The sequence below is a fragment of the Cobetia sp. SIMBA_158 genome (assembly GCF_046566945.1).
Classification (GTDB): Bacteria; Pseudomonadota; Gammaproteobacteria; order Pseudomonadales; family Halomonadaceae; genus Cobetia; species Cobetia amphilecti.
This window is the reverse complement of record NZ_JAWJYL010000012.1, coordinates 60,259-78,105: the sequence shown is the minus strand read 5'-3', so window position 1 is coordinate 78,105 and position 17,847 is coordinate 60,259. Positions and strand designations below refer to the sequence as shown.

Sequence of the window (17,847 nt, the reverse complement as noted above, 5' to 3'; positions counted from 1 at the left end):
CAAACTGGAGAGAACGATGAAAGTTCGAGCTTCCGTCAAGAAAATTTGCCGTAACTGCAAGATCATTCGGCGTCGTGGCGCAGTGCGGGTCATCTGCACTGAGCCCCGCCACAAGCAGCGTCAGGGTTAATCCCCTCGACCCGCTTAGCTGAATACAAGCTCGGGTGCTGGCATACCCCCTTGTTCCCAATGGGATCAAGGGGTATGCTATTGCGCCCTTTGTGGATGTAAAATCCGCCGCTAACCTTTCGGAGAAAACTGATGGCCCGTATTGCTGGCGTCAATATCCCGGACAACAAGCACGCGGCGATCTCGCTGACTTATATCTTCGGGATTGGCCGTACGCGTGCACAGCAGATCTGCGCCGCTCTCGGTTTAGAACCGAGCGTCAAGATCGCTGATCTGTCTGTTGAACAACTGGACCTGGTTCGTGCCGAGGTGGGTAAGTACACCGTCGAAGGCGACCTGCGTCGTGAGATCACGCTGAACATCAAGCGTCTCATGGACCTCGGTTGCTATCGTGGCCTGCGCCATCGTCGTGGTCTTCCGTTGCGCGGTCAGCGCACCAAGACCAACGCACGTACACGCAAAGGTCCGCGTAAACCGATTCGCAAGTAAACGAACTGGCGTTTAGACAGGAAACATCTAATGGCTAACCCGAGTAAGCGCAAGAAGGTTAAAAAGCAGGTAGTGGATGCCATCGCGCATATCCACGCCTCTTTTAACAACACTATCGTGACGATCACAGACCGCCAGGGCAATGCTCTTTCCTGGGCAACTGCCGGTGGTTCGGGTTTTCGTGGTTCTCGCAAGAGCACCCCGTTCGCTGCGCAAGTCGCAAGTGAGCGTGCAGCGACCGCTGCAGCCGAATATGGTGTGAAGAACGTCGACGTGCTGGTCAAGGGCCCGGGTCCGGGTCGTGAGTCCGCCGTGCGTGCTCTCAATGCCGCAGGCTTCCGCGTGCAAAGCATCACCGACGTGACCCCCATCCCGCATAATGGGTGCCGTCCGCCGAAGAAACGCCGCGTTTAAGGAGACAGACTCATGGCTCGTTATATTGGACCGAAGTGCAAACTGTCTCGTCGTGAAGGCACCGACCTCTTCCTGAAGAGTGGCGTGACTCCGTTCGAGAAGAAGTGCAAATCCGAACAACCCCCGGGTGTTCATGGCCAGCGCCGTCAGCGTCTTTCAGACTACGGCCTGCAGCTGCGTGAAAAGCAGAAGGTACGTCGTATGTACGGCGTGCTGGAAAAGCAATTCCGCAACTACTACAAAGAAGCCGCTCGCCTCAAGGGTGCGACCGGTGAGGTTCTGCTCCAGCTCCTCGAGACTCGTCTCGACAACGTCGTCTACCGCATGGGCTTCGGCTCCACGCGTTCCGAGGCACGTCAGCTGGTCAGCCACAAGGCGATCGCCGTGAACGGCCGTACCGTCAACGTTGCTTCCTTCAAAGTGAAGGCTGGCGATGTGGTCACCGTTCGTGAGAAGGCCAAGAACCAGGCTCGCATCCAGCAGTCTCTGGCACTCGCTGCCAACCGCGGTGATGTCTCCTGGGTCGACGTCGACTCCAAGAAGATGGAAGGCACTTTCAAGGCTGTCCCCGAGCGTGGCGACCTGTCTGCCGATATCAACGAAAACCTGATCGTCGAGCTGTACTCCAAGTAATGTAACGCCGGGCCGATTCGTCGGCCCGGCTGGAGTACCCAGATTATCCGTTTGGCAGCCTTAAAGGTGTTCTTATGCAGCGCTCAGTGACAGAGTTTCTCCGTCCTCGCGATATCAAGGTCGAGGAAGTCAGCGCCCATCACGCGCGAATCGTCCTCGAACCCTTCGAGCGTGGTTTCGGCCACACCCTGGGGAATGCTCTGCGTCGCATCCTGCTTTCTTCCATGCCCGGCTGTGCCGTCGTGGAAGCTGAGATCGAAGGCGTTCTGCACGAGTACAGCGCCATTGAAGGGGTGCAGGAGGATGTAATCGAAATCCTGCTGAACCTCAAGGACGTGGCCATCAAGATGCATGGTCGCGACGAAGCTGTGCTGGCGCTGAACAAGAAGGGCCCGGGTATCGTGACTGCTGGCGACATCGCTGGCGACCACGATCTCGAAATCGTGAATCCGGATCACGTCATCGCTCACCTCAATGATGGTGGCGAGCTGAAGATGCAGCTCAAGATCGCTCGTGGCCGCGGCTACGAAGCGGCAGATGCTCGCATCTCTGCTGATGACGAATCACGTGCCATTGGCCGCCTCCAGCTGGATGCGACCTTTACCCCGGTTCGTCGGGTCTCCTATGCCGTCGAGGCTGCGCGTGTTGAACAGCGCACCAACCTCGACAAGCTGGTGATCGACCTGGAAACCGACGGCACACTGGATCCGGAAGAAGCGATCCGCCGCTCCGCAACTATCCTGCAGGAGCAGCTGGCCGCCTTCGTTGATCTGGAAGCAGACAAGGAACAGGAAGTCGAAGAAGAGGAAGATCAAATCGATCCGATCCTTCTCCGTCCCGTAGACGATCTTGAGCTGACTGTTCGCAGTGCGAACTGTCTCAAGGCCGAGAATATCTATTACATCGGTGATCTCATTCAGCGCACCGAAGTTGAGCTGCTGAAGACCCCGAATCTCGGCAAGAAGTCCTTGAATGAAATCAAGGACGTGCTGTCCGCGCGTGGTCTGTCCCTCGGCATGCGGTTGGAAAACTGGCCGCCCGCAAGCCTGAAGGACGACAAGGCTTCCGCTTAAGGAAGCCCGGTCGGCTCAAGCCCCAGACTGGTAAGGAATCACAACCATGCGTCATCGTAAGAGTGGTCGTCACCTGAACCGTACCAGCTCTCACCGTGAAGCCATGTTCAAGAACATGTGCATCTCTCTGGTAGAGCACGAAGTCATCAAGACTACCCTGCCGAAAGCCAAGGAACTGCGTCGTCATATCGAGCCGCTGATCACCCTGGCCAAGCAGGACACCGTTGCGAACCGCCGTTTGGCGTTCTCTCGCACGCGCTCCAAGGAAGCGGTCGGCAAGCTCTTCAATGAGCTCGGCCCGCGCTACACCTCCCGTCCGGGCGGTTACCTGCGCATCCTGAAGTGCGGCTATCGCGCCGGTGACAATGCCCCGATGGCATTCGTCGAGCTGGTCGATCGTCCGGTTGCCTCCGAGGCAGCGGGCGAAGAGTAAGCTTCGGCTTGCTTCGTCCACAAGAAAAGGCCAACCCTCGTGGGTTGGCCTTTTTTTATGCCTGGCAGTTGGCCGAGTGACACGCCCGTGTCATTTGCCGAACGGTTCACCTCGCCCCGGGGTGTGTTGAGAGTGTGCTGGGGCGAGGTGAGTCAGAGGAGCGGAAGGGACGTGAGCCGGCGCCTAGCTGCTGGTCTCGGCCTTCTTCTTGTTGCTCGCGGTGGCACTGGTGGCTTTCTGGCGCTCCAGCAGCGGGGCCAGGAAGCGACCGGTGTGCGAAATCTCCTGCGTGGCCAGTTGCTCCGGCGTGCCTTCGGCGATGATCTGGCCGCCGCCTGAGCCGCCCTCCGGGCCAAGGTCGATCAGCCAGTCGGCGGTCTTGATCACATCCAGGTTGTGCTCGATCACGACCACGGTGTTGCCGTGATCGCGCAGACGGTGCAACACGACCAGCAGCTGGCGAATATCCTCGAAGTGCAGACCGGTGGTCGGCTCATCGAGAATATAGAGCGTCTTGCCGGTATCGCGCTTGGCCAGCTCACGCGCCAGCTTGACGCGCTGGGCTTCACCGCCGGACAGCGTGGTCGCGCTCTGGCCGAGGCGGACATAGGAGAGGCCGACATCCATCAGCGTCTGCAGGCGGCGGGCGATGGCCGGAACCGGCGAGAAGAACTCCAGCGCCTCCTCGATGGTCATCTCCAGCACTTCGTGGATGTTCTTGCCCTTGTACTGCACCTCAAGCGTTTCGCGGTTGTAGCGCTTGCCCTTGCAGACATCGCAGGGCACGTACATGTCGGGCAGGAAGTGCATCTCGACCTTGATCAGGCCGTCGCCCTGACAGGCCTCGCAGCGGCCGCCCTTGACGTTGAAGCTGAAGCGGCCCGGCTTGTAGCCGCGGGCGCGTGCTTCCTGGGTGCCGGAGAACAGCTCGCGAATCGGCGTGAAGATGCCGGTATAGGTCGCCGGATTGGAGCGCGGCGTCCGCCCGATGGGGCTCTGGTCGATATCCACCATCTTGTCGAACAGGTCCAGCCCTTCGATGGTGCCGTAGGGCGCGGGCGTCAGGGTGGTGGCCCGATTGAGCTCACGCGCCGCCAGCGGCATCAGGGTGGCATTGATCAGCGTCGACTTGCCTGAGCCCGAGACCCCGGTGATGCACGTCAGCAGGCCTGTCGGCAGCGTCAGCGTCACATCCTGCAGGTTGTTGCCGGTGGCACCGGTCAGGCGCAGCACCTTGTCAGGGTTGGCCGGAAGGCGGTAGGGCGGCACGGCGATCTCGCGCTCGCCGCTCAGGTATTGCCCGGTCAATGAGCCCGGCGTGGCCTCGATCTGCTCCGGCGTGCCCTGGGCGACGATCTCGCCACCATGCACGCCGGCGCCCGGGCCGATATCCAGCACGTGGTCGGCGGCGCGAATCGCATCCTCATCATGCTCGACCACGATCACGGTGTTGCCCAGGTCGCGCAGATGGATCAGCGTCTTGAGCAGGCGATCATTGTCACGCTGATGCAGGCCGATGGACGGCTCATCGAGGATGTACATCACCCCGACCAGGCCGGCACCGATCTGGCTGGCGAGACGGATACGCTGCGCCTCACCGCCAGACAGGGTGTCGGCGCTGCGCTCCAGGGTCAGATAGTCGAGGCCGACATTGACGAGAAATTCGAGGCGCGCCTGGATCTCATGCACGATCTTGGCGGCGATCTCGCCCTTGCGTCCCGGCAGACTCAGCTTGCCGAACTCTTCCCACGCTTCACCGATCGGCTGACGCACGACCTCGGAGAGCGTGCGGTCATCGACATAGACGTTGCGCGCTTCACGACGCAGGCGCGAGCCGTCGCAGCTGGGGCACGGCTGGACTGCCAGATAACGTGCGAGGTCCTCGCGCACCATGTTGGATTCGGTCTCGCGGTAACGGCGCTCCATGTTGGGCAGCACGCCCTCGAAGGGGTGCTCGCGGGTCACCTTGCGGCCACGGTCATTCACGTAGCTGAAGGCGATGTCCTCGCGGCCGCTGCCGTTGAGCACGGCGTCACGCGCTTCATCGCTGAGCGACTCCCAGGCCGCTTCCAGCGCGAAGCCATAATGCTCGGCAACGGCCTGCAGCTGGCTGAAGTAGTAGACACTGCGGCGGTCCCAGCCCTTGATGACGCCTTCGGCCAGTGACAGCTCAGGATGGCTGATCAGCTTGTCGGGATCGAAATACTGCTTCACGCCGAGGCCGTCACAGGTCGGGCAGGCACCCGCCGGGTTATTGAAGGAGAACAGGCGCGGTTCCAACTCGGCCAGTGCATAGCCACACACCGGACAGGCGAAGCGCGAGGAGAAGACGAGGTCTTCCTGTTCGTCATCCATGAAGTGCAGGCGTGCGCTGCCGTCGGCCAGATTCAGCGCGGTCTCGAAGGATTCGGCCAGGCGCTGCTTGAGGTCTTCACGCACCTTGAAGCGATCGACGACGACGTCGATGTCATGCTTCTTGTTCTTCTCCAGCGGTTTGAGGTCATCCAGCTCGACGATCACGCCGTCGATGCGTGCCCGCACGAAGCCCTGGGCGCGCAGCTCTGACAGCAGCTGGAGGTGCTCACCCTTGCGGCCACTGACCACGGGAGCCAGCAGCATCAGCTTGCTGCCTTCCGGCAGGGCGAGCGCCTGATCGACCATCTGCGAGATGGTCTGAGCTTCCAGATCAATCGCGTGGTCCGGGCAGCGCGGCGTACCGGCGCGTGCATACAGCAGGCGCAGGTAGTCGTAGATCTCGGTAATGGTACCGACGGTGGAGCGCGGGTTGTGCGAGGTCGATTTCTGTTCAATGGAAATCGCCGGAGACAGACCTTCGATATGGTCGATGTCCGGCTTTTCCATCATCGACAGGAACTGACGTGCGTAGGTGGACAGTGATTCGACGTAGCGCCGCTGTCCCTCGGCATAGAGAGTGTCAAAGGCAAGTGATGACTTGCCGGAACCGGAAAGTCCGGTCACCACGATCAGCTTGTCACGCGGCAGTTCGACATCGATGTTCTTGAGGTTGTGGGTGCGCGCACCCCTCACCTGAATCCTGTCCATTGCCACCTCGGGCTGCGTCGATAAAAGCAACGATTATAAGGCGCGGGTGAAACACCCGGCAAAGGCTGCATGCTTTCAAAGCCGCCAAGCGGGCCTTAGAATATGCAGTCCATTGGTGGGCGACCACCGTTGGATGTCACATCTCGGCGACCCACGTGGTCGGCCTCCCTCTTCTTGACTGTCATGCTCCGGAGCCCGCCGCCGCCCATGAAAACCTCTCGACTGCTCGCGCCGGAACGCCGCGCCATCGTCGGCCTTGCCAGCCTCTATGCGACTCGCATGCTGGGGCTGTTCATGGTGTTGCCGGTGCTGGCGCTCTATACCCGTGACCTCGCCGGAGCGACGCCGACACTGGTCGGTGTGGCGCTGGGTGGCTACGGGCTGACCCAGGCATTGCTGCAGATTCCGTTCGGCTGGCTGTCAGACCGACTGGGGCGCAAGGCCGTGATCGGCTTCGGGCTCGGGTTGTTCATTCTGGGCTCGCTGGTCGCGGCGACGGCCGACAGCATCGAGATGATCATCCTCGGGCGCTGTCTGCAGGGCAGCGGCGCCGTGGCGGGAGCGATCATGGCACTGCTGGCCGATCAGACCCGAGAGGAGGTTCGCACCATGGCGATGGCCTCCATCGGCATGTCGATCGGGGTCGCCTTTGCACTGGCGATGGTCGCAGGGCCACTGGCCGCAGATGCCTTCGGCCTGTCGGGGGTCTTCTGGTTGACCGCCGTGATGGCCGTCGCGAGCCTGTTCGTGCTCTGGAAGCTGGTGCCAGCTGCGCCCAGGCGTCAACATCAGGATGTGGGGCTTGATAGGCGCCAGCTCAAGGGTATCCTCGCGAATTCCGCCTTATTGCGCATGGATGTGTCGATCTTTGCGCTGCACATGATCCTGACCGCCTGCTTCGTGGCCATTCCCCAGCAGCTGGTCAATTTCGGCATCGCCCCGGCGCATCACGGCTGGATCTATCTGCCATTGATGGGGCTGGCCTTTGTCGCCATGCTGCCGCTGGTCATCGTGGCCGAGAAGTATCGGCGCATGAAGCCCGTCTTCCTGGGGGCCGTCGCGACCATCGCGACAAGCTTGCTGCTGCTGGGAGTCGATGGCATCGAGCATGCCGGGCTTGCGATGTTCCTCGGCCTGCTGTGGCTGTTCTTCGTCGCCTTCAATCTGCTTGAGGCGACCTTGCCGTCGATGATCTCAAAGCTGGCCCCGGCCGGTGCCAAGGGCACGGCGATGGGGGTCTATTCCACCAGTCAGTTCCTGGGCGCCTTCGTGGGCGGTGTCGGGGGCGGCTGGTTGACCGGGCATTTCGGTCTGAGCGGCGTGTTCTTCGCCACGGGGCTGGTCGCCATTCTGTGGCTGGCCGTGGTGTGGGGCATGCAACCGCCGCGACATCTGGGCAGTGAAGTGATCGGCCTGTCACCCGAGGCCTCGCAATTGTCGGCCGTCGAGCTGCAGACACGCCTGCTGGCGATCGCCGGCGTGGAAGAGGCGCTCGTGGTGCGTGAGGAACGGGTCGCTTATCTCAAGGTCACACGCGATACACTGGATGACAAGGCGCTGGCCCGCTTCACTCGCCAGCGTGATGACGAAACTCCGGCAGGCGCGGAAGTGCCTGCCAGCTGAACCCTGACATCGGCAACACATTGCCGGTGCACTCGATACCTTCTCCGGTGCCCATGGCGCGCCGGTCTATTTGCAGGAGTAATCTTCATGGCTCGTGGCGTAAACAAGGTCATTCTGATCGGTAATCTCGGTCAAGACCCGGAAGTTCGCTTCACCCCGTCCGGTAGTGCGGTGTGCAACCTGAACCTCGCGACGACGGACACCTGGAATGATCGCCAGAGCGGTCAGCGTCAGGAACGTACCGAATGGCACCGTGTGGTGATGTTCAACAAGCTGGCTGAAGTGGCCCAGCAATACGTCAAGAAAGGCTCACGCCTGTATATCGAAGGTCGCCTGCAGACGCGCAAGTGGCAGGATCAGAACGGCAATGACCGTTACAGCACCGAAATCGTGGCCAACGACATGCAGATGCTGGATACGCGTGGTGAAGGTGGCGGCGGCAACTTCGCTGGTGGTCGCCCGCAGCAGGCGCCTCAGCAGGGCGGCCAGCAACCGGCCGCAGCACCCCAGCAGGGTGGCCAGTTCGGTGGTCAGCAGCCGGCCCCGCAGCAAGGTGGCCAGTTCGGTGGTCAGCAGCCGGCCCCTCAGCAAGGCGGTCAGTTCGGTGGTCAGCAGCCGGCACCTCAGCAGGGCAACAACTTCGGTGGCCAGCAGCCTGCCCAGCAGAACAACTCCCAGAACAACAATTTCGGTGCGCCGCCCGCGGGCAGCTTCGATGATTTCGATGATGAAATCCCGTTCTGAATAAAGTTTTTCGTCTGTGCGCCGATAGAGCGCGCAAGCGATAACGATGAAAAGGCCCTCGTTCAGCGAGGGCTTTTTTTTGAATTAATCATAAGATGTTCGCGATTTTGTTTATGTAAGCGTCTGTTTTTCATGAGTTATTGCTGAGCATGAAAAATGATCCCGAGCGCGACATCCAGTGGCTTGTGCCGCGCGTAAGGGAGGATGAGCGCCACTCCATTGCGGCTCATACATGCGTTGCAAACGAGCGTTGTGCAAAAACGCTTCATGGCCGTATTCTCTTGGTATCTCGCCGTTGGACTGCCAGAGTTGTCGGGTGGCAATCCATGGTCTGAGAAGCCTGTCGTGGTGCTCCAGAGAGAGTGCTGGCGACATGACGCCGTTGTCGGATTTCCGCCCCTATCTTGCCGACTGTGGCATGCCCCTGATGATTGAGGTTATTCATGCATGGCAGTTATTCCTACCCACTGGTCGCCCTGTCAATCGTGGTCGCCGTGCTGGCTTCACATGCAGCGCTGCAGCTGATTCGTCAGGTCGCGCTGGCCCCTTCGCGCGCCACCAGCCTCGGCTGGCTGGTGGGCGGAGCCGTGGCGATGGGGCTGGGTGTCTGGGCCATGCATTTCATCGGCATGCTGGCGTATGAAAGCCAGGCTTCGGTCACCTATGCGCCCGGCCTGACGGCGTTGTCGGTGCTGATCGCAATGCTGGCCTCGGGGCTGGCGCTCTGGGTGAATACGCTGCCACGCCTGACGCCGATGCTGTTGATGACGAGCGGGACCATCATGGGCGGCGGCATCGCCACGATGCACTACACCGGCATGGCGGCGATGCAGATGCACATGCCATACCGCTATGACCCGCTGCTGTTCGCGGTGTCCATCGTGGTGGCGGTGGTGGCCGCGACGGCGGCCCTGTGGCTGGGAGGTTTCTTCTTGCGCCAGCGCCGCCCCAATCGCATCTATCAGGCCCTGGCGGCCGGCGCGATGGGACTTGCCATCGCCGGCATGCATTACATCGGCATGGCGGCGATGGAGATGATACCGCTGACCACGCCCATCATCTCTCCCGCCGGGGTGGGCATGAACTCCGGGCAGAATCTGTGGCTGGCCCTGGCCATCGCGATCGCGACCCTGGCCGTGCTGGGGCTGGCACTCCTGGCCATCAGTGCCGAGCAGCGCATGCGTCGCAGTCGCCATTACCGCTCGCGTCTGGATGGCCTGCTGGAGTATCGGACCCGGGAGCTGCGTCATGAGCGCGACCAGGTGGCGGTCATGCTGGATTCCATCGATGAAGGAGTGATCAGCCTCGATCGAGAGGGCCATATCCAGCACATCAATCCCATCGCTGCCGAACTGTGTGGCTGGGACCCGTCGTTGGCCCGCGGGCGTCCCTGGGCGCGCATCTTGCAGCTGCGCCATGAAGGTACGTTGCAGTCGGTTGCCAGCCAGCTGGAAGGGGTCTTGCAGCGTGGCGAAGTGGTGCACATGTCCAGCCAGACGCTGCTGGTGGCACGTGATGGCAGTGAATGTGCCGTGGAGCTCAAGGCCTCGCCCGTGCGGCGTCGCAGTGGAGATGTCGAGGGGGCCGTACTGGTCTTCCGCGACATCAGCTATCGCCAGGCCATGATTCGGCGTCTCAACTTCCAGGCGCATCACGACAGTCTGACCGGCCTGCACAATCGCACCGCCTTCGATGACTCTCTCACCGCGGCGCTGGCCGATGGCGGCTTTCACCAGCTGCTGTACCTGGATCTCGACTTCTTCAAGGTGGTCAACGACACCTGCGGTCACGCGGCCGGAGACACCGTATTGCGCGAGCTCTCCGCGCTGATGCGAGCCCATGTGCGGGAAACGGATGTACTGGCACGCCTGGGGGGCGATGAATTCGCCGTGCTGCTCTATCGCTGTTCTCGCGAGCAGGCCATCGAGCGTGCCGAAGCGCTGTGCGCAGCCGTCAGTGCCTATCGCTACTACGATGAGGGGCGGCCATTCCAGTTGGGCGTCAGTATCGGGGTCGCGCCGGTCGAAAGTGGTGTCCAGGCCTCCGAAGTCCTGCGTCAGGCGGATGGGGCCTGCTACATGGCCAAGCAGAGCGGGCGCAATCAGGTGCATGCCTACCATGACGGAGATGCGGGATTCGAGCGCGCCCAGCGCGAGGTGCAATGGCTGCCGCTGCTACACGAGGCGCTGGAGAATGATCGCTTCACGCTGTATATCCAGCCGATCCGCTCGCTGAGTGATGCCACCAGCAAGCCCTACTATGAGGTGCTGCTGCGCTACGTCAACGACTCGGGCGAGCACCTGGCCCCGGCGCACTTCATGGCGACGGCGGAGCGATTCGGCCTGATGCCCGAGATTGATATCTGGGTCGTCACCCAGGCGCTGCAGGTGCTGGAGTCCGATGATGGCCGCATCGAATCGGATGCCGTGCTGGCGATCAACCTCTCCGGTCAGAGCATGGGTGACCTGCGCATGCGCGATCAGCTGGCGGCGCTGGTCACGCAAAGCTCCGTCATGCCACAGCGGCTGTGCTTCGAGATCACCGAGACGGCGGCCATCAGCAATCTGGCCCAGGCGCGCGAGTTCATCTACAGCATGCGACGGCTCGGCTGCAGCTTCGCCCTGGACGACTTCGGCAGCGGCATGTCGTCCTTTGCCTACCTCAAGGAGCTGCCGGTCAATCAGCTCAAGATCGACGGCGCCTTCGTGCGCAACCTGACTCGCGATAGCCTCGACGCCGCCATCGTCTCCGCCATCTGTGGCATCTGTGCCCAGATGGGCATCATCACGGTGGCGGAATATGTTGAGCGTCTTGAGCTGATCCCCGCCCTCGAGCTGATCGGTGTCGACTTCGTGCAAGGCTACGGCATCGGCCGTCCTCACCCGATCGGCGCCCCTTTGATCCCCATCACTCCACGCAACAACGGGCCTGCAGCCAGTCTGCAAGGTTGATAGAATGACACCTTTGCATCGTCGCCTCTTGCGGCGATGCGCCTGTTTGCTGGAGCCTGCCTGTGAAACTCTTGCTGCTAGATGCCGGGCATTGTCTTGGCCTGGGTCTGATTCGTGCGGCCGGTACGCGCGCCGATCTTGAGCTCAACGCCGTCGAGTCTGACCGTATTGGCGCCGATGACATCCGCGCCAGCCAGGCGGATGTCGTCATCGTGCCGCCGTTCGCACGCCCGGCCGATTCCGCACCTGCCGAGGTGATGGCGCATGCCGAGGCGGTGGAGCAAGTGCTGGCCGCCTGCATCGAGACCGGCACACCGCTGGTGTGGTGCGTGGCAGATCAGATGTTCGAGCAGGGCGGCGAAGGCTTGCTCGACGAGGACGAAGTGCCCTCGCCGATCGATACGGCGCTGCGGCGCGTCATCGCGACCGGTGATCGCATCCGTGCCGAGCTGCCCAATCACCTGATCGTGCGTCTGGGCCCGCTGTTCGGTCCGGAAGGGCGCGATGCCTGGTTGCCGACACTGATCGAGCGCCTGCTGGCGGGGGAAGAGGTGCGTGCCGCCGAAGATGTCATCCTGTGCCCGACCAGTGTCGATGCCGTGGCGATGGCATTGATCGGCATGCTCCAGCAACAGCGCTGCGGTGCGGGTGCCTGGGGGGCCTACCATCTGGCCGGCACCGAGCCCATCAGCACCTACGCCTTCGTCAGTGTCGTACGCACCCAGTTGATCACCCGCCTCGAGGGGCTGGGCGAGACGGTGGCCGCGGGCCCGCTCAAGGCGCTGACCCTCAACGCCGGTACGCCGCTGCGGCGTGTGCTCAACTGCCGTCGCGTGCTGGACACCTTCGGTGTGCATCAGAAGCCGTGGCGCCTCGAACTATCCCGCCTGATGGATGACTGGATCGCGCAGCGCGCCTCCGGCTCATCTCGCCCTGATTCGATCTGACCTGTGGAGACTGTGCCTGTGAATGCGCTGCGTAGCGTGCTGTTTTATGTAGGTTATTTCATGGCGTTGCTGCTCAGCGCCGTGGTGCTGGTGCCGCTGGCGGCCTGCCTTCCGCTACAGGCGCGCTACCGTGTCCTGCATAGCTACAACCATATCGTGCTGTGGTGGTTCCGTCTGACCTGCGGCGTGAAGGTGCAGGTGAGCGGGCGTGATGCCTTGCCTGAGGGGGCCTGCGTGCTGCTGGCCAATCACCAGAGCGAGTGGGAAACCATCTATCTGCAGGTGGCCAAGCGCCCGCTATGCACCGTACTCAAGCAGGAGCTGCTGAAGATTCCGGTCTTCGGCTGGGGGCTGAAACTGCTGGAGCCGATTCCGCTGGATCGCACCCAGCCGGCCAAGGCGCTCAAGCAGGTGCTGTCAGTGGGCACCCAGCGCCTCAAGGACGGTTTTACCGTGCTGATCTTCCCGGAAGGCACGCGCATCGCGCCGGGGACGCGCAAGAAGTTCAACAAGTCCGGTGCCGCGATTGCCTGCCGTGCCGGCGTGCCGGTGGTGCCGGTGGCGCACAATGCCGGTGAGATCTGGCCCAATGACAGCTGGATCAAGCGCCCGGGCACCATCCATGTCGCCTATGGCCCGGCCATCGAGACGGCGGGGCGCAAGCCGGATGCGGTGATCGCCGATGTCGAGGCCTGGGTCGAGGCCAAGCTGCAGGAAATCTCCAGTGTCCAGCGTCCGCCGCTGGAAGAGGAAGCGGCGGCCGATAGCGTCGGCGCCTGACTGTCTCTCGCCTTCACTGTTGCTCGGCTGATGCATCCGGTGCTGCCAGCGAGCACCGGACAGCCACCAAAAAGGCCGCCCCGAAGGGCGGCCTTTTCGTGTCTCACACCAGCGCGTATCTGCAGACTGCATGTCTGCTGAACGCGTGCTGAATCAGTCCTGGAAACGTTCCAGAATCAGGCAGGCGTTGGTGCCACCGAAGCCGAAGCTGTTGGACAGCACACGGTCGATCTTGACGCCATCACGACGGGTCGTGACGATGTCGAGGCCTTCGGCGCGGTCATCCAGCTCGCTGACGTTGGCAGACGCGGCAATGAAGTCGTTCTCCATCATCAGCATGGAGTAGATAGCTTCCTGCACGCCAGTGGCGCCCAGCGAGTGACCCGTCAGCGACTTGGTCGAGCTCATTGCCGGGCTGGCGGCGCCGAAGACTTCCTGGATGGCCTTGAGCTCGGCCACATCGCCCACCGGCGTCGAGGTGCCGTGGGTGTTGATGTAGTCGATATCGCCATTCACGGTTGCCATCGCCTGACGCATGCAGCGTGCTGCACCTTCGCCGGACGGTGCCACCATGTCGTGGCCATCGGAGGTCGCGCCATAGCCGGTCACTTCGGCGTAGATCTTCGCGCCGCGTGCCTTGGCGTGTTCCAGCTCCTCGAGTACCAGCATGCCGCCGCCGCCAGCGATGACGAAGCCATCACGGGTCTTGTCGTAAGGACGCGACGCGGTTTCCGGCGTGTCGTTGTAGCTGGTGGACAGGGCGCCCATGGCGTCGAACAGGCAGGACAGGGTCCAGTGCTCTTCTTCACCGCCACCGGCAAACACGATGTCCTGCTTGTTCAGCTGGATCTGTTCCACGGCGCTACCGATGCAGTGGGCAGACGTGGCACAGGCCGAGGAGATCGAGTAGTTGATACCCTTGATCTTGAACGGCGTGGCCAGACAGGCAGAGACGGTCGAGCCCATGGTGCGAGTGACGCGGTAGGGACCGACGCGACGCAGGCCCTTGGCGCGCATCACGTCTGCGGCCTCGACCTGGTTCGCGGAGGAAGCGCCACCGGAACCGGCGATCAGGCCGGTACGCTCGTGGGAAACCTGCTCTTCGGTGAGACCGGAATCGGCAATCGCCTGCGCCATGGAGATGTAGGCATAGGCCGCAGCATCCCCCATGAAGCGCAATTGCTTGCGATCGATGTGGTCTTCGAGATTGATGTCGACAACGCCGGCCACGTGGCTACGGAAGCCCAGCTCGGCGTATTCCTCTTTGCGGCGGATACCAGAACGTCCTTCGCGGAGCGATTCCAGGACCTGCTGGCGATCATTGCCCAGGCAGGAAACAATGCCCAGCCCGGTGACTACCACTCTACGCATGGGAGCCTCCCGTTCAGAAGTTCGCAGTGGAGGTGAACAGACCGACGCGCAGGTCGTTGGCCTGATAGATGTCGCGACCGTCAACTGTCACTGTACCATCGGCGATGCCGAGGATCAGCTTGCGAGTGATGACTCGCTTGATGTTGATGGTGTAGGTCACTTTCTTGGCGGTCGGCAGCACCTGGCCAGAGAACTTGACCTCGCCGCAGCCCAGCGCGCGGCCACGGCCCGGATTGCCCAGCCAGCCGAGGTGGAAGCCCACCAGCTGCCACATGGCATCGAGGCCCAGGCAGCCCGGCATCACCGGATCACCCGGGAAGTGGCAGTCGAAGAACCACAGGTCCGGAGAGATATCCAGCTCAGCAATCAGCTGACCCTTGCCGTGGCTACCGCCTTCCTCACTGATGTGAGTGATGCGATCCAGCATCAGCATGTTGGGAGCAGGCAGTTGCGCATTGCCCGGGCCGAAGAGTTCGCCCTGGCCACAGGCCAGCAGCTCGTCGCGAGTAAAGGAGTGTTGCTTGGTCACTGAGTCATTCCGAGTAGCGGGATGGTAATGCCGTACGAGGCACCTGAGCGCCTGAATGGGGCTAGTCTAATGGCTGGCACCCCTGAATGCACGTGGGGGCCAGACTAAAGGGCAGCAAGGGCGGGTGCAAATAAGTCCTACAGCTGGGGGGAAAGTGGTCGATAGGAGCTAGTGTGTGATTCGCGCGGGATCCCCTTTGCCGGCATCGGTCGCAATCCGCTGGAGCCGTGCCGAGAGTGGCCCGCCCCCTGCAAATGCAGGATCATCCCCGATGACCCCTTCCACCGAGAGCTGCTTATGTGGCCGCAAGCCCACTTCAATCGGCCCCTGATCATCGGGGCGCTCGTTGCCTTGACAGCGCTGCCCTGGTTGCCGGGGCTCGAGCTGCGTCTTGCCGCGTTGCTGCCCGCCGTTCTGGCGGGGCTGGACATCGCGCGCCAGCGTCGTCGCCAGCTGCTGCATCGTCAGCTGCTGGAAGCCGCCGTGCACCTGAGCAGTGATGGTCTGGTGATCAGTGATCGCCACAATCGGGTGCTGGCCGTGAACGCCGCCTTCAGTCATATCACCGGTTACGCACCGGAAGAGATCATTGGTCGCAACCCTTCCCTGCTGTCTTCCGGGCGCCATGACGAGGAGTTTCACGCCCGTTATCGCCAGGCGCTCGAGGCCAATGGCCACTGGGAGGGCGAGGTCTGGAACCGGCGCAAGCAGGGAGATGAATACCCCGAGTGGCTGCGGGCACGCCGTATCGAGCAGGGCGGCGATGTCTTCCATGTCGCTCTCTTTACCGATATCACCCGCCACAAGGCACGCGAGCAGGACCTGCAGCGCCTGGGGCTGGAAGATGCCCTGACGGGCCTGCCCAATCGTCGCCGGCTGGGCGACCTGCTGGTCAGTCGCCTCAATGGCCTGCGCGCCGGGGAGGCGATGGACCTGGCACTGATCGATATCGATGAGCTCAAGAGCATCAATGATGCCCTGGGCGCGGAAGGGGGCGATCGTCTGCTGCAGCAGTTCTCCCAGCGTCTGACGGCGCTGGCGCGCGGCGGCGTGGTGGGGCGCATCGGTGGCGACGAGTTCGTCATTCTGCGCTCCACGGCGGGGGGCGAGCATACCGCCTGGGTGGATGAGCTGCGCCAGGTGCTGACCAAGCCCTTCGAGATCGGCGATCAAGCGCTGCACCTTGCGCTGTCGATCGGCAGCTGCCGTGCGCCGGAGGATGGCGCTGATGCCGATGTGCTGATGCAGCGTCTGGAAAGCGCCCTGTATGCCGCCAAGCGGCATGGTCGCAATACCGACATGCGCTTCCAGCCCGCACTGGATGCGGGCGGTGACCTGCAACTGGGGCTGGCGAATGACCTGCGGGTCGCCATCGAGAGCCAGGGGCAATTGCAGCTGCACTATCAATGTCAGCACGACGCCAGCACCGGCAAGGTCGCGAGTGTCGAGGCGCTGTTGCGCTGGAAGCACCCGCTGCGGGGGGGCATCTCACCGGCCGAATTCGTGCCGCTGGCCGAGCGCCACGGCCTGATGCTGCGCCTGGGCAACTGGGTGCTGCGCGAGGCGGTACAGCAGCAGGCCAGCTGGCGGCGCGCCGGTCACCGCCTGTGCATCTGGGTCAATGTCTCGGCCTTGCAGCTGATCCAGGGTGGCTTTGAGGCCTCGCTGGCGGGCCTGTTGATGGAGTATGGCGTGCCTGCCAGCTCCATCGGGCTGGAGCTGACGGAATCGGTATTGCTGGATGAGCGTGCCGGCGACGTCTCACGGCGCCTGGCGGCACTACGCGCTCGCGGCCACCAGATCGCGGTGGATGACTTCGGTACCGGCTATTCGTCACTCGCCTATCTGAAGGACCTGCCGGTGGACAAGCTCAAGCTGGACCGCGCCTTCATCCGCAGTCTGCCCGGCGAGCGTGCGGATGCCGCCATCACCATGGCGGTGCTGGCGATGGCCAAGGGCCTGGGCATGGAGATGATCGCGGAAGGCGTCGAGACCGCTGAGCAGCGTGAATATCTGGTATCGAATGGTTGCGGCTGGATCCAGGGGTTCTACTTCTCGCGGCCGGCGCCCGCGGGGGAGGTCATCGAGCGGCTCAACGGTTACGAGGCCGGCAATCTGGCCATCAAGGCCGCTTGAGGCGCTCAGACGCGCTCGGCATGTCCCTGCAGGCGTGCGATGCCCAGGCACAGGCCGCCCCAGATCAGCGCCTGCGCCGGTAGCAGCCAGTCGGCGAGGGCCACACTGGCGAGCTGCGCCCCGCCGTAATAGGACAGCGGCGCACTGATGGCACCGCCAGCCGCCGCAAGCCAGGGCCGCTGCCACAACCAGTGCAGCGCATGATGGATCGTGCTGGCGAACAGCGGCCACAGACACCACATCCAGACAGGCAGGGGCAGCCAGTGCGCCCAGTCAGGCGTGTTCGAGGTGATGGTGTAGCCGCCGGCCAGTGACAGGCTGCCATCCACTACCATCCCCAACGCCACGAAGGCGGCCAGCCAGCGCAGCTCGCGCAGGCGCTCACCCATCGGCACGATCAGCCACAGATGCACGGCCAGTATCAGCGGCGTGGCCAGCAGGGCGACCGTCGAGCCGCCCAGCACGCAGCAGAACCAGCCGAGCTGGAAGAGCCCGGCATTGAGCAGTGCTCCAGGGCGCTCGGACAGCATGT

16 protein-coding genes are annotated in these 17,847 nt (G+C 62.7%); 12 read left to right on the top strand and 4 right to left on the bottom strand.

What is annotated here, in order from left to right; genetic code table 11:
- Nucleotides 1-16: 16 nt before the first annotated feature.
- The 6 genes from rpmJ to rplQ all read left to right on the top strand — a co-directional run bounded on the left by rpmJ (nt 17) and on the right by rplQ (nt 3,171).
- Nucleotides 17-130: a 50S ribosomal protein L36 gene (rpmJ, locus tag R2R70_RS15705; protein ID WP_077373351.1), complete on the top strand. Its 114-nt coding sequence runs from the start codon at nt 17-19 to the stop codon at nt 128-130.
- Nucleotides 131-261: 131 nt separating this feature from the next.
- Nucleotides 262-618 (top strand): 30S ribosomal protein S13, encoded by a 357-nt coding sequence (gene rpsM, locus R2R70_RS15700; RefSeq protein ID WP_024950672.1) that lies wholly within the window; start codon nt 262-264, stop codon nt 616-618.
- Nucleotides 619-648: 30 nt separating this feature from the next.
- The gene (rpsK, locus tag R2R70_RS15695; protein ID WP_043334827.1) at nt 649-1,032 is read left to right on the top strand and encodes a 30S ribosomal protein S11; all 384 of its coding nucleotides are present in this window, start codon (nt 649-651) and stop codon (nt 1,030-1,032) included.
- Between the two features lie 12 nt (nt 1,033-1,044).
- On the top strand, nt 1,045-1,665 hold the full coding sequence (rpsD, locus tag R2R70_RS15690) for a 30S ribosomal protein S4 (protein ID WP_043334824.1): 621 nt from the start codon (nt 1,045-1,047) through the stop codon (nt 1,663-1,665).
- A gap of 74 nt (nt 1,666-1,739) precedes the next feature.
- Nucleotides 1,740-2,738, top strand: coding sequence for a DNA-directed RNA polymerase subunit alpha (locus R2R70_RS15685; RefSeq protein ID WP_043334822.1), 999 nt, complete (start codon nt 1,740-1,742; stop codon nt 2,736-2,738).
- A 46-nt stretch (nt 2,739-2,784) separates the two neighbouring features.
- On the top strand, nt 2,785-3,171 hold the full coding sequence (gene rplQ, locus R2R70_RS15680) for a 50S ribosomal protein L17 (RefSeq protein WP_043334820.1): 387 nt from the start codon (nt 2,785-2,787) through the stop codon (nt 3,169-3,171).
- 183 nt (nt 3,172-3,354) lie between these two features.
- Here rplQ and uvrA read toward each other — a convergent pair whose 3' ends face one another.
- On the bottom strand, nt 3,355-6,234 hold the full coding sequence (gene uvrA, locus R2R70_RS15675; RefSeq protein WP_410978476.1) for an excinuclease ABC subunit UvrA: 2,880 nt from the start codon (nt 6,232-6,234) through the stop codon (nt 3,355-3,357).
- A 207-nt stretch (nt 6,235-6,441) separates the two neighbouring features.
- Here uvrA and R2R70_RS15670 point away from each other — a divergent pair, with 207 nt between their 5' ends.
- From R2R70_RS15670 to R2R70_RS15650, 5 genes are all read left to right on the top strand, one after another.
- Nucleotides 6,442-7,857, top strand: a complete 1,416-nt coding sequence (locus R2R70_RS15670; RefSeq protein ID WP_410978475.1) for an MFS transporter — start codon at nt 6,442-6,444, stop codon at nt 7,855-7,857.
- 87 nt (nt 7,858-7,944) lie between these two features.
- The gene (ssb, locus tag R2R70_RS15665; RefSeq protein ID WP_131432841.1) at nt 7,945-8,601 is read left to right on the top strand and encodes a single-stranded DNA-binding protein; all 657 of its coding nucleotides are present in this window, start codon (nt 7,945-7,947) and stop codon (nt 8,599-8,601) included.
- Nucleotides 8,602-9,044: 443 nt separating this feature from the next.
- The gene (locus tag R2R70_RS15660) at nt 9,045-11,552 is read left to right on the top strand and encodes a bifunctional diguanylate cyclase/phosphodiesterase (protein WP_339927467.1); all 2,508 of its coding nucleotides are present in this window, start codon (nt 9,045-9,047) and stop codon (nt 11,550-11,552) included.
- Nucleotides 11,553-11,614: 62 nt separating this feature from the next.
- On the top strand, nt 11,615-12,499 hold the full coding sequence (locus R2R70_RS15655; protein ID WP_213114260.1) for a sugar nucleotide-binding protein: 885 nt from the start codon (nt 11,615-11,617) through the stop codon (nt 12,497-12,499).
- Nucleotides 12,500-12,559: 60 nt separating this feature from the next.
- Entirely contained in the window at nt 12,560-13,279 is a 720-nt protein-coding gene (locus tag R2R70_RS15650) for a lysophospholipid acyltransferase family protein (RefSeq protein WP_339927487.1), read from the top strand.
- A gap of 153 nt (nt 13,280-13,432) precedes the next feature.
- Here the strand turns inward: R2R70_RS15650 and fabB are convergent, their stop codons facing one another.
- Together fabB and fabA are read right to left on the bottom strand one after the other, a co-directional pair.
- On the bottom strand, nt 13,433-14,650 hold the full coding sequence (gene fabB / locus R2R70_RS15645; protein WP_043334810.1) for a beta-ketoacyl-ACP synthase I: 1,218 nt from the start codon (nt 14,648-14,650) through the stop codon (nt 13,433-13,435).
- A 13-nt stretch (nt 14,651-14,663) separates the two neighbouring features.
- Nucleotides 14,664-15,179: a 3-hydroxyacyl-[acyl-carrier-protein] dehydratase FabA gene (gene fabA / locus R2R70_RS15640; RefSeq protein ID WP_043334808.1), complete on the bottom strand. Its 516-nt coding sequence runs from the start codon at nt 15,177-15,179 to the stop codon at nt 14,664-14,666.
- A gap of 297 nt (nt 15,180-15,476) precedes the next feature.
- Here fabA and R2R70_RS15635 point away from each other — a divergent pair, with 297 nt between their 5' ends.
- A complete protein-coding gene (locus tag R2R70_RS15635) occupies nt 15,477-17,315 on the top strand; it encodes a putative bifunctional diguanylate cyclase/phosphodiesterase (protein WP_410978474.1) in 1,839 nt (612 codons plus the stop codon).
- A gap of 5 nt (nt 17,316-17,320) precedes the next feature.
- Here R2R70_RS15635 and R2R70_RS15630 read toward each other — a convergent pair whose 3' ends face one another.
- Nucleotides 17,321-17,845, bottom strand: coding sequence for a DUF2878 domain-containing protein (locus R2R70_RS15630; RefSeq protein ID WP_284727289.1), 525 nt, complete (start codon nt 17,843-17,845; stop codon nt 17,321-17,323).
- Between the last annotated feature and the right edge of the window lie 2 nt (nt 17,846-17,847).

Excerpts from the sequence above, each read along its gene's own strand:
- rpmJ (WP_077373351.1), top strand. The coding sequence starts at position 17 with ATGAAAGTTCGAGCTTCCGTCAAGAAAATTTGCCGTAACTGCAAGATC.
- rpsM (WP_024950672.1), top strand. The coding sequence starts at position 262 with ATGGCCCGTATTGCTGGCGTCAATATCCCGGACAACAAGCACGCGGCG.
- rpsK (WP_043334827.1), top strand. The coding sequence starts at position 649 with ATGGCTAACCCGAGTAAGCGCAAGAAGGTTAAAAAGCAGGTAGTGGAT.
- rpsD (WP_043334824.1), top strand. The coding sequence starts at position 1,045 with ATGGCTCGTTATATTGGACCGAAGTGCAAACTGTCTCGTCGTGAAGGC.
- R2R70_RS15685 (WP_043334822.1), top strand. The coding sequence starts at position 1,740 with ATGCAGCGCTCAGTGACAGAGTTTCTCCGTCCTCGCGATATCAAGGTC.
- rplQ (WP_043334820.1), top strand. The coding sequence starts at position 2,785 with ATGCGTCATCGTAAGAGTGGTCGTCACCTGAACCGTACCAGCTCTCAC.
- uvrA (WP_410978476.1), bottom strand. The coding sequence starts at position 6,234 with ATGGACAGGATTCAGGTGAGGGGTGCGCGCACCCACAACCTCAAGAAC.
- R2R70_RS15670 (WP_410978475.1), top strand. The coding sequence starts at position 6,442 with ATGAAAACCTCTCGACTGCTCGCGCCGGAACGCCGCGCCATCGTCGGC.
- ssb (WP_131432841.1), top strand. The coding sequence starts at position 7,945 with ATGGCTCGTGGCGTAAACAAGGTCATTCTGATCGGTAATCTCGGTCAA.
- R2R70_RS15660 (WP_339927467.1), top strand. The coding sequence starts at position 9,045 with ATGCATGGCAGTTATTCCTACCCACTGGTCGCCCTGTCAATCGTGGTC.
- R2R70_RS15650 (WP_339927487.1), top strand. The coding sequence starts at position 12,560 with ATGGCGTTGCTGCTCAGCGCCGTGGTGCTGGTGCCGCTGGCGGCCTGC.
- fabB (WP_043334810.1), bottom strand. The coding sequence starts at position 14,650 with ATGCGTAGAGTGGTAGTCACCGGGCTGGGCATTGTTTCCTGCCTGGGC.
- R2R70_RS15635 (WP_410978474.1), top strand. The coding sequence starts at position 15,477 with ATGTGGCCGCAAGCCCACTTCAATCGGCCCCTGATCATCGGGGCGCTC.
- R2R70_RS15630 (WP_284727289.1), bottom strand. The coding sequence starts at position 17,845 with ATGCTGTCCGAGCGCCCTGGAGCACTGCTCAATGCCGGGCTCTTCCAG.